This is a genomic window from Streptomyces sp. S.PNR 29, assembly GCF_030386795.1.
GTDB lineage: Bacteria > Actinomycetota > Actinomycetes > Streptomycetales > Streptomycetaceae > Streptomyces.
Genome location: NZ_JANUQM010000016.1, coordinates 15,115 through 28,927 on the forward strand (window position 1 = coordinate 15,115; position 13,813 = coordinate 28,927).

Sequence of the window (13,813 nt, forward strand, 5' to 3'; positions counted from 1 at the left end):
TCCTTCGACAGTCAGTTCCGCGGAAGGCGTGCCCCGACGTACTCGGTGAGGTCGAGCAGCCGGTTGGTGTAGCCCCACTCGTTGTCGTACCAGCCGAAGAGCTTGACCAGCTCACCGTGCGCCTGCGTGAGAGGGGCGTCCAGGACGCACGAGGCGGGGTCGCCCACGACGTCCCGGGACACGATCGGGGCGTCGGACACCCGCAGCACGCCCTTCAGGGGCCCGTCGGCGGCCTCCCGGAACGCCGCGTTGACCTTCTCCGCGCTCACTTCCCGGTCGAGGATGACGCTGAGATCGGTCAGCGAGCCGTCCTCGACGGGCACGCGTACGGCGACACCGTCCAGGGCGCCGGCCAGCTCGGGCAGGACCAGGCCGACGGCGCGGGCCGCTCCGGTGCTGGTGGGGATGATGTTGACGGCGGCGCTGCGGCCACGCCGCAGGTCCTTGTGCGGGCCGTCGAGCACGACCTGGTCGTTGGTGTAGCCGTGGATGGTGGTCATCAGACCCTTGACGATGCCGAAGTACTCGTCCAGCACCTTGACCATCGGGGCGACGCAGTTGGTGGTGCAGGAGGCGTTGGAGAGGACGTGGTCGTGCTCCGGGTCGTACGTCCCCTCGTTGACGCCCATCACGACGGTGGCGTCGACGCCCTTGCCCGGCACGGACAGCAGCACCTTGCGGGCCCCCGCCTTCAGGTGCTCTCCGGCCTGCTCGCGGCTGCGGAAGCGGCCGGTCGACTCGATGACGACGTCCACCCCGAGGTCTCCCCAGGACAGTGCGGCCGGGTCGCGCTCGGCCGTGACCGCGATGCGGTGCCCGTCGACGGTGAGGGAGGTCTCGTCGTGCTCGACAGGGCGGCCGAGACGGCCATACGTCGAGTCGTACGCCAGCAGATGGGCCAGCGCCGCCGGTGAGGTGATGTCGTTGACCGCCACGACGTCCACCGGAGTGCCGGTCCCGCTCTGCGTGCGCTCCAGGGCGCAGCGGAGGTAGTTGCGTCCGATGCGGCCGAAGCCGTTGATGCCCACGCGCACGCTCATGTCCGTGATCCTCCCGATCGGCGTCCGGTGTGTTCCGGAGACGCACTGCCAGCCTGCGGCGAACCGTCGGGAGGCGGATGGGCCGGACGGGGGCGAACCGAGGGACCTTCGGCCCCGCCGGGTCGTCGGCTCCGCGGGCCGCGGTGCCCCGGCGTCGGGTCAGCGGCCTTCCCGGTGCCGCAGTCGGTCCCGTGCCTCGGTGGCGATCACGGCCGCCTGGACGCGCCGCTCCACTCCCAGCTTGGCGAGCAGCCGGGAGATGTGGTTCTTCACCGTCTTCTCGGCCAGGTACAGCCGCCGGCCGATCTGCCGGTTGGTCAGCCCCTCACCGATCAGCGTGAGGATCTCCCGTTCCCGGTCGGTCAGTCCCGGCAGGGCGTCCGGCTCCTCCTTCTGCTCCCCGCCGCGCAGCCTGGCCATGAGCTTCGCGGTGGCGCTCGGGTCGAGCAGCGACTGGCCGCGGGCCACCGTGCGCACGGCGGACACCAGGTCGGAGCCCTGGATCTGCTTCAGTACGTAGCCGGAGGCGCCCGCCATGATCGAATCCAGCAGTGCCTCCTCGTCGTCGAACGAGGTCAGCATCAGGCAGGCCAGGTCCGGCATGTTCGAGCGCAGCTCGCGGCACACCGTGACACCATCGCCGTCCGGCAGGCGCACGTCGAGGACAGCGACCTGCGGGCGCAGAGCGGGGACGCGTGCCAGGGCCTGCTCGACGGTGGCCGCCTCACCGACCACGGTGATGTCCGGCTCGTCGTTCAGCAGGTCGTGCACTCCGCGCCGCACCACCTCGTGGTCGTCCAGCAGGAAGACCCGGATCGGGTTGTCGGGGCCGGGCCGCTCGCCGTCAGCCATTGAAGTACTCCTCGGTCCGCTGTCCGCGCCGGTGTCCCCGCAGGACTCATCGGCTCCACGGAATGACCCTTCCCGTTCCCGGGCCGAAAGGCCAGGGCCGATCGGCCCTGTTTCCTTCGGAGCATGCGGGTCAGCCGTCCCAGGTCCAGTCGGCGACCTCCGGGAGATCGGTGCCGTGGACGCGGATCCAGTCGTGGTGGCGCAGGCGTGCGTCCTCCATGCGCTGCCGTAGGGCCGCGGCGCGCACGGCCAGGCCCGGGACGCGGTCGATGACGTCCATGACCAGGCGGTAGCGGTCGAGGTCGTTGCGGATGACCATGTCGAACGGTGTGGTCGTGGTTCCGATCTCCTTGTAGCCGCGTACGTGCAGGTTCTGGTGTCCGGTACGGCGGTAGGCCAGGCGGTGGATCAGCCAGGGATAGCCGTGGTAGGCGAAGATCACCGGCTTGTCGGCGGTGAACAGGCCGTCGTACTCGAAGTCGTTCATGCCGTGCGGGTGTTCCTCGCTCGGCATGAGACGGGCGATGTCGACCACGTTGACGACCCGCACGGCCAGCTCGGGCAGGTGCCGGCGCAGCAACTGGGCGGCCGCCAGCACCTCCTGGGTCGGCACGTCGCCCGCGCAGGCCAGCACGACGTCCGGTTCGCGGCGGCCGTCCTCGGTCCCGGCCCATTCCCAGATGCCGGCGCCGCGGGCGCAGTGGGCGCTGGCCTGTTCCATGGAGAGCCAGTCGAAACAGGGCTGCTTGCCCGCCACGATCACGTTCACGTAGTCCCGGCTGCGCAGGGCGTGGTCGGCGACCGACAGCAAGGTGTTGGCGTCCGGCGGCAGGTAGACCCGTACAGCCTCGGGGCTCTTGTTGAGGATGTGGTCGACGAAGCCGGGGTCCTGATGGGAGAAGCCGTTGTGGTCCTGGCGCCACACATGCGACGTCAGCAGGTAGTTGAGCGAGGCGATGGGGGCACGCCACGGCAGGCGCCGGGTCACGCGCAGCCACTTGATGTGCTGGTTGACCATCGAGTCGACGATGTGCGCGAACGCCTCGTAGCAGGAGAACAGCCCGTGCCGGCCGGTCAGCAGGTAGCCCTCCAGCCAGCCCTGGCAGGTGTGTTCCGAGAGGATCTCCATCACCCGGCCGTGCCTGTCGAGGTGCTCGTCCACCTCCAGGGTGCGGGCCTGCCAGGCCTTGCCGCTGGCGGCGTAGACGGCCTGCAGACGGTTGGAGGCGGTCTCGTCCGGGCCGACCAGGCGGAAGTCACGCCGGTCGGCGGTGGCCGCCATGACGTCCTTGAGCATGTCGCCCAGCACACGAGTGGGTTCATGCGTGGTGGCGCCGGGCTTGTCGGCCTCGACGGCGTACTTCTCCAGGGGCGGCAGGGGTAGTTCGCGCAGCAGCAGCCCGCCGTTGGCCCGCGCCGTGGCGCCCAGCCTGCGGGTTCCCTCCGGGATGCAGAGCATCACGTCCGGGCGAGGGCTTCCGTGCTCGTCGAACAGTTCCTCCGGACGGTACGAGCGCAGCCACGCCTCCAGAGCGCGCAGGTGCTCGGGGTTGTCGCGTACCGCGGCCAGCGGGACCTGGTGGGAGCGCCAGGTGCCCTCCACCGGCAGGCCGTCGACCTCGGGCGGGCCGGTCCAGCCTTTCGGGGTACGCAGTACGATCACCGGCCAGTACGGCCGCTCGGTGACACCGTCCTCGCGCGCGGCGCGCCGGATCGCGGCGATGCGGTCCAGGGCGGTGTCCATGGCCCCCGCCATGGCGCGGTGGACAGCTGCTGGGTCGTCGCCGGTGACATGGATCGGATCATGGCCGTAGCCCCGGAGCAGTTCGTCGAGCTCGGGTTCGGGGAGCCGAGCGAGGACCGTGGGGTTGGCGATCTTGTAGCCGTTGAGGTGGAGGATCGGCAGGACGGCGCCGTCGTGGACGGGGTCGAGGAACTTGTTGGAGTGCCAGGACGCCGCCAACGGTCCGGTCTCGGCCTCGCCGTCGCCGATCACGCAGGCGACCAGCAGTCCGGGGTTGTCGAAGGCGGCACCGTACGCGTGCGACAGCGCATAACCCAGCTCGCCGCCCTCATGGATCGAGCCCGGCGTCTCGGGTGCGACATGGCTGGGCACCCCGCCGGGGAACGAGAACTGTTTGAAGAGCCGCGCCATGCCGTCAGCGTCCCGGGTGACGTCCGGGTAGGTCTGCGTGTACGAACCTTCCAGCCAGGAGTTGGCCACCACGGCCGGCCCCCCGTGGCCGGGGCCCCAGACGCACAGGGCGTCCAGGTCGCGGGATGTGATCACCCGATTGAGGTGGGTGTACACGAGGTTCAGGCCGGGCGAGGTGCCCCAGTGGCCGAGCAGCCGTGGCTTGACGTGCTCGGGCCGCAGCGGTTCGGTCAGCAGCGGGTTGGCCATGAGGTAGATCTGGCCGACGGACAGGTAGTTGGCCGCGCGCCAGTGGGCGTCCAGCGCCTTCAGTTCCTCGTCGGCCGGCGCGGCGGGCGCCTGCCGGGTGTCGACGGACATGGGGGTCCCTTCCCGGGTCGGGGTGTCGGTCGGAGGTGCGTACGGTCCGTTGTTCCCACCCTCCGCGGGCTCCCGGGTACCCGACAGGGCCGTTCGGGCCACCCTCGGGGGCCACAGAGCCCGCAGACCCCGCCCCGGTCGGGCGTCGGGTTGTCGCTCAGCGGGAAGGGCAGGCCGAGGGCGTCGTCCCTGTGGGCGCCGAGCTTGTGGAACGGCAGGACGTCGACCCGGTCGAACATTGGCCGACCCGGTCGAACGTTGGCCGGCCCGGTCAGGAAGGCGCCGAGGCCGTCGATGGCCGCCGGGTCGTCGCTCCAGCCGGGACCAGCACCCAGCGGACGTGGACCGGGACGCCCAGCCGGTCCGGGCGGGTGGCGGCCTCCTTGCAGCGCAGCACAGCGCCGGTGCAGGCCGGCTGGGATCAGACCTCGTTGTCGGGCCAGCCGAGCAGTCGGGCGCCGATGACGGCGGTCTGCAGGGTGTAGCGGTGCACGGGGTCGGCCGGGTTGGTGCCGGTGAGCTTGTGGATCCGCTCCAGGCGGTAGGTCAGGGCGCGCACGCTCAGGCGCAGACGGCGTGCTGCCTCTGCCGCGACGCATCCCGAGTCGAAGTACGCCGTGAGGGTGTCCAGGAGGGGCTGGGCACCGCCGCGTGCCGCCTGGAGCGGGCCCAGGGCGCTGTGCACGAGCTCGGCCATGGCCTGCCGGTCTCGGGTGAGGACCGGGTAGACGAGCAGGTCGGCGGAGCGCAGCACGGGCTCCTCAAGATCCAGACGGCTCGCCAGATCGAGGGCGTTGAGGGCCTCCTCGTAGGAGTGGACGACCCCGCCGGCACCGGGGTGGGCGCGGCCGATGGCGACCCGGCCGCCGTCGGTGGACACGTGCGCCTGCTTCGCGAAGAACGCCAGGGCGTCGTCCTGGTCACCGGGCGCGATGCAGATCAGCCTGCCGTCCTTGGTGGTGAGCAGGATGCGGCGCTCGCCGAAGCGGGCGACCAGCGCCCTCTCCACCTGCCGGGTCGCCGGGTGGGTGTCGTCGACCGGCGTACCGCCTTGGGCCACGGCGACGGCGTGGGCCCGGGAGAGGAGCAGGCCGAAGCGTTCGGCCCGCTCGGCCAGGCGGCCGAGATCGCTGCGGCCGTAGAGCAGGTCGTCGATGAACTCCCGCCGGGCGGCCTCTTGCTGACGTACCGCCAGTTTCTGCGCTCGTTCGTGTCCCTCGGCGAAGGCGTCGACCGCCTGCTCGACAGCGGCGAGCACGCGGTCGACCCCTGCGGTCGACAGGGTGGGCGAGAGCTCACGGGCCGCGAGCAGATGCCGGCGGACCAGGGCACGCAGCCCGAGGCCCGCTTCCGCGGCCTGCTCCCCCTGGGCACGCAGGGACTCCAGCTCGTCCCGGGTCAAACGGCGGCCGGTGGCACAGACGTCGGCCAGGATCCGGGCGTACCCCTCCAGGTACTCGTCGGGTACCGCTGACCGTGCCACACGTCCTCCTGGATCTTTCGGCATGCCGAGGGCGGGTGTTTCCCACCCGGTGGGGCCATGACTCCGCCTGTGCGGGTGCCTTCGGACCACCGGAGCACGCCATCGGTTCCGGGCCGGCCAGTATGACGGCTGTGCACCCGATCAGGTGCGGGCCCGGCGGTTCGACGCCGTGTGAGCCCCTGAACCGGGTGCCTGACTCAGCCGATCTGGATCTTTCCGTTGGCCTCGGCGGCCGGCGTCGTCGGGGGCTGAGCATCGCCGTTGCGCTGGGTGATCCCCTTCAGCAGCTCCGCGAGGTCGACTCCCGTGGTGGAGCTGAGGAGTTCGACGCCCTGGGCGACGTTGTCGGCGACCGTGCGCGACAGCCGGCTCGCGCCGTCCGTGGAAATCACCGTCATCTTGTCCACGGCGCTCAGCGGCTCGGACGCCTTGGCGACGACCTGCGGCAGCACCTCGACGAGCATCTGCAGCACGGCTGCCTCGCCGTACTGGGCGAAGGCGTCGGCCTTCTTCTGCATCGCCTCGGCCTCGGCCGCTCCCTTGGCGCCGATCGCCGCCGCCTCGGCGTCGCCCTCCAACCGCACCGCCTCGGCGATCGCCGCACGCCGAGACCGCTCGGCCTCACCCTGCTTGAGACCCTCGATGGCCTCCGCCTCGGCCAGCGCGGACCGCCGCTGCTTCTCGCCCTCACCGACGAGCCGGGCCCGCTCGGCCTCCGCCTGCGCGGCCGCGATGCCCGCCAGCCGTTCGGCCTCGGCCTGCTTGACCCGGGCGACCCGCTTGGCCTCCGCCTCCTGCTCGGCCGCGTACCGCTGCGCGTCGGCCGGCTTGCGGACCTGCGTGTCGAGCTGGCGGTCGGTCAGCGCGGCCTGCCGTTCGGCGACCTTCTCCTGCTCGGTGAGGATCTCCTGCTGCCGTGCGGCCTCGGCCAGCGGACCGGCGGCGGCCGCACGCGCGGCGGCCTCGTCGGTCTCGGCCTTGATCTCCGCCTGCTTGAGGGAGAACGTCCGCTGAGCGATCGCGATCTCCTCCTCGGCCTTCAGCCGGGCCTGCTCGGCGGCGCGCCGGGCGACCGCCTCGGCGATGTCGGCCTCCTGCTTGGCGCGAGCCGCCTCCGGACGGCCCAGGTCCTCCAGGTAGGAGCCCTCGGTGGTGATGTCCTGGATCTGGAAGGCGTCCAGCACCAGGCCCTGACCGGACAGGCTCGCCTCCGCCTCTTCGGCCACCTGCCCGGCGAACGCGGCCCGGTCCCGGATGATGTCCTCCACCGACATCCGTCCCACGATCGCGCGCAGGGCGCCGGACAGAACCTCCTGGGTGAAGCCGACAATGCCGTCCTGCTGCATCAGGAACCGCTGCGCGGCCGCGCGGATCGAGTCCTCGGTACCGCCGACCTTGACGATCGCGACCCCCTCCAGGTTGGCCTTCACCCCACGCAGTGTGACCGCACCGCGCACGGCGACCGGGATGTGCCGCGAGGACAGGTCGAGCGTGAACCGCTGCTGCACGAACGGCACGACGAAGACTCCGCCGCCGACCACGACCTTCTGCCCGCTGTTGTCGGTGAAGACCCGGCCGGTCTCCGGGTCGGTGGCCTTCTTGCCGCGTCGGCCGGTGACGATGAACGCCTCGCTCGGCCCGGCCACCTTGTAGCGGCTGACGACGACCAGCGCGATCAGTACGAGGAGGACGACAACTCCTCCGACCGCGATGACGACAGAACTCATGGTGGTGTCCCCTCAGCCCTCCCTGAGGACGGCGTTCGGTAAGGATGTGTGGATGAACGGCACCACTGGACCGGGTGCCGGATGACCGACGGGCCGACGGGCCGACGGGCCGACGGGCTCAGCGTTCGACCGGGCGTACGGACACCGCCGACTGCGACAGCGTCTGCTCGACCCAGACTTCGGCTCCCCGGGCCACGGCGATCGAGCTCTTCGCGGAGAGCTTCACCGGCTGCCCGGCCAGGTGCACCAGCACTTCGCCGTAGCCGTCGGCGGGGATGGCGGTCACCACCGAGCCGGACGCGCCGATCAAGTCGTCGTCTCGCGGTGCCGCTCCGGAGGAGTCACGCATCAACGCCCGGCTGAGGCTGTAGGCGAACCAGCCGGTGAGGACACCGGCCGGCACCCCGATCACCGCGGCTCCCACCGCGCCCAGCCCGGTTGCCTCCATGACGATGGCCCCCGAGAAGCCGAGCATGGACAGGAACCCGGCGAGCACCGGCAGCGACAGCAGTCCGTCGACGACGCCGTCCAGAACGGCGACCCCGTCGAGCAACCCCTCCAGCACGCCGTCGAGGACGAACGACAGGGCAAGGAGGACGACCCCCGCAATGCCGAGTCCCAGAAACCAGGCCACCCGCGCACACCGCCTCTCCTTGCCCTCCCCCGTTGTCGCAGGCATCGTCACACGCGGACACCGGATGGAACATTGCCTGATTCCGGCAATCTTTACGCGTCCTTGATGCCGCGTCCTGCACAGTCGGGCACCGTGGTGCTGCTCAACGGCGGAGTGGTCACCATGGAGGGCCGGCATGACGAGGTGGACGCGGTGGTCGAGGCGTGGCTGCCCGGCCAGGCCGGCGGCGCCGTCGCCGACGTGCTCCGGCTGAGCGACACCCCGTCGTACCTGAACTTCCCGGGCCAGCAGGGCCATGTCCGCTACGGCGAGGGCGTCATGGTCGGCTACCGGTACTACGAGACCGCCGACATCGCCGTCCGCTGCCCGTTCGGCCACGGCCTGAGCTACACCACCTTCGACCGGACCGGCTTCCGGGTCACCGCCGACGGCCCGGACACCGCCGCGGTCAGCCTCACGGTCACCAACACCGGCGACCGCTTCGGCAAGCACGTGGTGCAGGTCTATGTGACCGCGCCCCGACGCCCGGTCAGCAGTCCGGCACGGGAGCTGCGCGGCTTCGCCAAGGTGGCGCTCGCCCCGGGCGAGAGCACCACCGTCGAGATCGCCCTCGACCGTCGCGGCCGGGCGGTACCAGGCGCAGTTGGCCGACAACGCGCACGACGTCGTCGCCACCGCCGCCCTCGACCTGCCCGGGGACAAGCTCGTACCGCCCCTGAGCCTCGACTCGCCCGCCGGCGAACGGTTCGGCCACCCGGCCGTCGGCCCGGCCCTGACCTCGGCGCCGACCTCCGGGCTGACCGAGGAACAGGCCACGGCGTGGCTGTCCGCACGCCCCTCGGGCATGTGGTGCGTCGGCGTGCCGACGCGGGTGGCGGCCTCAGCGCTGGAGCGGCTGGTAGTCGTACCAGTCGAAGTGGACGGAGCCGGCTGAGGCGAACATCCCGATGACCCGGCCGGTGAAGCCGCCCGCGACCTCCGTGGAGAGGTACCGACCGTCCAGCGAGGCGAGCTCGACGTATGCGCCGTCCGGTTCCTCGATGCCGACCGAGACGGTGTCGGGGCCGGTGCGCGCATCGTTCAGGGTCGGTACGGGGGCCGTTTCGATGCGGAGAACCACGGGCCCGGCGGGTGTGGGCCGGGACGCCACGACGCTGTCGAGCGGGCCGATCCGGGCCCGCACGCGTACCTCACCGGGCGCTGCCTCGATGTCGTAGTGGTGCTGTTCGTCGAGGCGGACGGCCAGGCCGCCGCGTCCATGCGCCGGATCGATGAGGGAGCGTACCCGGCAGGCATGGTGCTGCTGCCGCCGGCCGACGAACGTGACGTCGGTGTCGTCGAGCGAGCCGCCCCGGGCGTGCAGGGTCAGCCAGCCCGGCCGTTCCTTGGTGGTGCAGTCCTCCTCGGGGCGGTGACGCAGCGAGATCCAGTACGGGGCCAACTCGCTGAGGTCGAAGTCGTCCCGGCCCGGGGCGGCGGCACCGGGCTGCAGGGGCCACGCAGGCGCGGGCATCACCAGCGACAGCTCACCGACCACCGGCCAGCCGTCGACCCAGTCGACCGGCACCAGGAACGTCTCCCGGCCCAGTACGTGCCAGCCGGGCGTGCCACCGCCCGGCCGCACGCCGAGCAGCACCATCCACCACGAGCCGTCGGGCGCCTGTACGAGGTCGGCGTGGCCGGTGTTCTGGATGGGGTGGTCGGTGCCACGGTGGGTCAGGATCGGGTTGGCCGGACACGGCTCGAACGGGCCGTGGGGCGTACGGCCGCGGGCGATCGAGACGCCGTGGCAGCGCTCGGTGCCGCCCTCGGCGATGAGCAGGTACCAGTAGTCGCCGATCCGGTACAGGTGCGGTGCTTCCGGTGCCTTGGCGCCGGGGGTGCCGGACCAGAGGCGTCGCGGTTCACCGAGGGTCTCCCCCGTGTGCGGATCGATGCGGAACTGGCTGACTCCCGCGACGGTGCACCAGCAGTTGCCGTCGTCGTCCCAGGCGAGATCCGGGTCGATGCCGTGCACGCCGGGCAGCCGGACCGGATCGGACCAGGGGCCGGCCGGGTCGGTGGCCGTGAACAGCAGATTGCCGCCGCTGCTCACGTTCGTGACGATCAGCCAGAAGCGGCCGTCGTGGTGGCGCAGCGTGGGTGCGTAGAGACCGCCCGAGGAAGGCGCGTCGGGCGGCAGGCGCAGTTGACTCGGCCGGTCGAGCGCGTTGCCGATCTGGGTCCAGTGCACCAGGTCCCGGCTGTGGAAGAGGGGCACGCCGGGGAAGTACTCGAAGCTGGAGCAGGCGAGGTAGTAGTCGTCGCCGGCCCGGCAGATGCTCGGATCCGGGTGGAAGCCGGGGATCACAGGGTTGCTGATGGTCTGGCCCGTCTCGGGCACGCTCGACACCCTCATCGAGTCCTTTCACTGAGGAAAGAAACTTTCGCGTATTGCGATGGATAGTTTCCAGCGGTTCCCAGCGGACGCTAGCGACAGCAGCCGGCCCGGTCAATGGCGCCGGGTTCGCGGCGTCAGGTCTTGGGCGGGGCCGTGCTGGCCCGGACCGTCAGGGTCGTCGCGATCTCCAACCCGGCCTGAGGAGCCTTCTCGCCACGGCCGAGCGTGAGCGCCAGCTCGGTCGCGGCCACGGCCATCTCGGTCAGGGGCTGGTGGACGGTGGTGAGGGGCGGGTCCACCCAGGCCACGACCGGCAGGTCGTCGAAGCCCACGACGCTCAGGTCCTCGGGAATGCGCAGGCCGGCCTCGCGCGCCGCCTGGTAGACACCGAGCGCCTGCAGGTCGTTGGCCGCGAAGATCGCCGTCGGGCGTTCGGGCAGGGCCAGCAGGGAACGTGCCGCGGCGCAGCCGTCCTCGCGGGTGAGCCCGGCGTGCACGATGATCTCCGGATCGATCGGCAGGCCGGCGGCCTGCAGCGCGGAGCGGTAGCCGTCCAGCCGCGCGGAGCAGCACAACTGGCCCTCCGGTCCGCTGATCATCGCGATGCGCCGGTGGCCCAGTTCGGCGAGGTGACGGGTCGCGGCCCGGCCACCGGACCAGTTCGTGGCCCCCACGTACGGGACGTCGTCCGGCAACTCCATGATCGGGTCGAAGACGACGAACGGGATGCCCTTCGCCGTCAGCTGTTCGCGTTCGGCCTGGGAGAGCTGCGCCACGGACAACACGCAGTTCGGACGCCGGGACACCGTGTCCTCCCAGGTCGGTGCCGCGGTGTCGTGCAGACCGAATTCGGACACCATGACGCCGACGCGGTGCCGGCGGGCCACCCGCTCCACACCCCGGATAATCTCGACCGCCCACATGTCCTTGAGCTCCCGGAACACGAGCTCGACGACGTTGCTCCGGTTGGCTCCGGCCGGTTTGCGATAGCCGTACCGGTTGATCAGTTCCTCGACCCGGGCGCGCGTGTCCGCGGCCACCCCCGATTTTCCGTTCAGCACCTTGGACACGGTCGGGACCGACACCCCGGCCGACTCGGCGATGTACGCGATCGTGACCGACTTGGGGGCGTCACTCTGCTGGCGTTCGCGAGCCGCCGGCCCCTCTGCTGCGTGATCCGCCAAGGTCGCCTTCCCGATCATCGGAACCCAGGTGTGCCGGGTCATTCTCGCATCTCTTGCCGACGCACCTGTGGCCCCGGACACATCTTCATGTTAATTTCTCCGCCGCGCTCAGCGAAAGTTTCCTCAGCGGTCCGAGCCTCCGACCAACCGGAAGGTGCACGTGATGACGAGGCGACTGGCACGATTCCTCCCGCGACGACACCGATCGTCGCGCCCCCCGCGGAGACTGGCAGCACTCCTCCTGGCGTTCGCCCTGCTCCCGCTGGTGCCCGCCACCGCGCAGGCCGCCGACCCGCCCCCGCCCAGTGCTCCCGCCGCCCGCAGCGCGGTGGCAGCGATGCAGCCCGGCTGGAACCTGGGCAACACCTACGACGCCATCCCGGACGAGACCTCCTGGGGCAACCCTCCCGTCACCCGGGCGCTCCTCAAGAAGGTCAGGTCACAGGGCTTCAAGAGCATCCGGCTGCCCGTCACCTGGGGCATCCACCAGGGTTCGGCACCCGGATACACGATCGACCCGGCCTGGATGGCGAAGGTGCGGCAGGTCGTCGACTGGGCGCTGGACGAAAACCTGTACGTGATGCTCAACATGCACCACGACTCGTGGATGTGGGTCAACACCCTGCCGACGGATCACGACGCCGTGCTCGCCCGCTACACCGCGACCTGGACCCAGATTGCGGAGGAGTTCCGCGACGAGCCGTCCAGGCTCGTGTTCGAGAGCATCAACGAGCCGACGTTCAGCGACACTTCCGGCGACGACCAGAACTACCGGCTGCTGGCCGAACTCAACCGCGTGTTCCAGCGGATCGTCCGCGAGTCCGGCGGTGGGAACACCGACCGCCTGCTCGTCCTGCCCACCCTGTACACCAACTCCGACCAGGGCCGGCTCGACGCGCTGGCCGCCGAACTCACCGCCCTGCGCGATCCCATGGTCGCCACGACGATCCACTTCTACGGATGGTGGCCGTTCAGTGTGAACATCGCCGGCTACACCCGCTTCGACGCCACCTCGGAGCAGGACCTCACCGGTCAGTTCGACCGGGCGTACCACACCTTCGTCGCGCACGGCATCCCGGTCATCATCGGCGAATACGCCCTGCTCGCCTACGACCACACCCGCCCCGGCATCATCGAGCGGGGCGAGGTGCGCAAGTACTTCGAGTACGTGGGGTACTACGCCCGCGAGCGCAGGCTCACCACCATGCTGTGGGACGCCGGCCAGTTCCTGAACCGCACCACCCTCCAATGGCGCGACCCCGAGCTGTTCGCCCAGATCAAGTCGAGCTGGACGGTCCGTTCGGGAACCGCCTCCAGTGATCTGCTGTTCCTCCCCAAGTCGGGCGCCCTCACGAGCCGGACCCTCACCTTGAACCCGAACGGCACCGGCTTCCAGGGACTCCGGCACGGCAGCCGCACCCTGGTGAAGGGCAAGCACTACACCGTCTCCGGCAACCAGCTGACGCTGACGGCCGCCGCGCTCACCGAACTGGCCGGCGACCGGACGTACGGCGTCAACGCGACGCTGGAGGCCAGGTTCTCCCGCGGCGTCCCGTGGCGGATCGACGTGATCACGTACGACCCCCCGGTTCTGTCCAACGTCTCCGGGAGCACCAGCGGTCTGACCATCCCCACGCGGTTCCGGGGCGACATGCTGGCGACCATGGAGGCCCGGTACGACGACGGAGGCAACGCCGGCCCCGCCGACTGGACCCCCTACCAGCAGTGGGACACCGCCTTCTCGGCGTACACCGGCGACTCCATCAAGCTGACCCCCGAGTTCCTCGGCTCGCTGAAGGACGGCTCCCGGGTCACGCTCACCTTCCACTTCTGGAGCGGCGCCGCAGCGACCTACCACGTCACCAGGACGGGGAGCACGGTGACCGGCACGACCGCCTGACCTCGCCGGTTGTCCCTCCGCAGCACAGCCGCGCGGCCGGACCACGGCCGCGCGGCCCCCAGGCCCGCTCTCAGCCCCCGGCCAAACGGCCCGGACAG

At 70.9% G+C, this 13,813-nt stretch carries 10 protein-coding genes and 1 pseudogene; 2 read left to right on the forward strand and 9 right to left on the reverse strand.

The annotated features are described in order from the left end of the window. Positions 1–11: 11 nt before the first annotated feature. The 7 genes and pseudogenes from gap to NW895_RS34375 form a co-directional block, all read right to left on the reverse strand. A complete protein-coding gene (gene gap, locus NW895_RS34345) occupies positions 12–1,040 on the reverse strand; it encodes a type I glyceraldehyde-3-phosphate dehydrogenase (RefSeq protein WP_289940695.1) in 1,029 nt (342 codons plus the stop codon). Between the two features lie 159 nt (positions 1,041–1,199). After that, positions 1,200–1,892: a response regulator transcription factor gene (locus tag NW895_RS34350; RefSeq protein WP_289940696.1), complete on the reverse strand. Its 693-nt coding sequence runs from the start codon at positions 1,890–1,892 to the stop codon at positions 1,200–1,202. A gap of 130 nt (positions 1,893–2,022) precedes the next feature. Then, the gene (locus NW895_RS34355) at positions 2,023–4,407 is read right to left on the reverse strand and encodes a phosphoketolase family protein (protein WP_289940697.1); all 2,385 of its coding nucleotides are present in this window, start codon (positions 4,405–4,407) and stop codon (positions 2,023–2,025) included. 137 nt (positions 4,408–4,544) lie between these two features. Beyond that, a pseudogene (locus NW895_RS34360) lies at positions 4,545–4,783 on the reverse strand (pyruvate formate-lyase 1-activating enzyme); the annotation flags it as partial. 45 nt (positions 4,784–4,828) lie between these two features. Then, complete coding sequence (locus tag NW895_RS34365) at positions 4,829–5,890, reverse strand: helix-turn-helix domain-containing protein (RefSeq protein ID WP_289940698.1); 1,062 nt, start codon at positions 5,888–5,890, stop codon at positions 4,829–4,831. 197 nt (positions 5,891–6,087) lie between these two features. Continuing rightward, on the reverse strand, positions 6,088–7,617 hold the full coding sequence (locus tag NW895_RS34370; protein WP_289940699.1) for a flotillin family protein: 1,530 nt from the start codon (positions 7,615–7,617) through the stop codon (positions 6,088–6,090). 118 nt (positions 7,618–7,735) lie between these two features. Next, complete coding sequence (locus NW895_RS34375) at positions 7,736–8,251, reverse strand: hypothetical protein (RefSeq protein WP_289940882.1); 516 nt, start codon at positions 8,249–8,251, stop codon at positions 7,736–7,738. A gap of 105 nt (positions 8,252–8,356) precedes the next feature. Between NW895_RS34375 and NW895_RS34380 the strand changes: the two genes are divergently transcribed. Then, entirely contained in the window at positions 8,357–9,202 is an 846-nt protein-coding gene (locus NW895_RS34380) for a fibronectin type III-like domain-contianing protein (RefSeq protein ID WP_289940701.1), read from the forward strand. Here NW895_RS34380 and NW895_RS34385 read toward each other — a convergent pair. Together NW895_RS34385 and NW895_RS34390 are read right to left on the reverse strand one after the other, a co-directional pair. Then, complete coding sequence (locus tag NW895_RS34385) at positions 9,132–10,649, reverse strand: glycoside hydrolase family 43 protein (protein WP_289940702.1); 1,518 nt, start codon at positions 10,647–10,649, stop codon at positions 9,132–9,134. The genes NW895_RS34380 and NW895_RS34385 overlap by 71 nt on opposite strands. Positions 10,650–10,765: 116 nt before the next feature. Further along, on the reverse strand, positions 10,766–11,815 hold the full coding sequence (locus NW895_RS34390) for a LacI family DNA-binding transcriptional regulator (protein WP_289940703.1): 1,050 nt from the start codon (positions 11,813–11,815) through the stop codon (positions 10,766–10,768). Between the two features lie 163 nt (positions 11,816–11,978). Between NW895_RS34390 and NW895_RS34395 the strand changes: the two genes are divergently transcribed. Next, complete coding sequence (locus NW895_RS34395; RefSeq protein WP_289940706.1) at positions 11,979–13,715, forward strand: cellulase family glycosylhydrolase; 1,737 nt, start codon at positions 11,979–11,981, stop codon at positions 13,713–13,715. The last annotated feature ends 98 nt before the right edge of the window (positions 13,716–13,813 follow it).

Bases quoted from the DNA above. Each gene is read 5' to 3' on its own strand.
- gap (WP_289940695.1), bottom strand. From the start codon at position 1,040: ATGAGCGTGCGCGTGGGCATCAACGGCTTCGGCCGCATCGGACGCAAC.
- NW895_RS34380 (WP_289940701.1), top strand. From the start codon at position 8,357: ATGCCGCGTCCTGCACAGTCGGGCACCGTGGTGCTGCTCAACGGCGGA.
- NW895_RS34385 (WP_289940702.1), bottom strand. From the start codon at position 10,649: ATGAGGGTGTCGAGCGTGCCCGAGACGGGCCAGACCATCAGCAACCCT.
- NW895_RS34355 (WP_289940697.1), bottom strand. From the start codon at position 4,407: ATGTCCGTCGACACCCGGCAGGCGCCCGCCGCGCCGGCCGACGAGGAA.
- NW895_RS34370 (WP_289940699.1), bottom strand. From the start codon at position 7,617: ATGAGTTCTGTCGTCATCGCGGTCGGAGGAGTTGTCGTCCTCCTCGTA.
- NW895_RS34395 (WP_289940706.1), top strand. From the start codon at position 11,979: ATGACGAGGCGACTGGCACGATTCCTCCCGCGACGACACCGATCGTCG.
- NW895_RS34350 (WP_289940696.1), bottom strand. From the start codon at position 1,892: ATGGCTGACGGCGAGCGGCCCGGCCCCGACAACCCGATCCGGGTCTTC.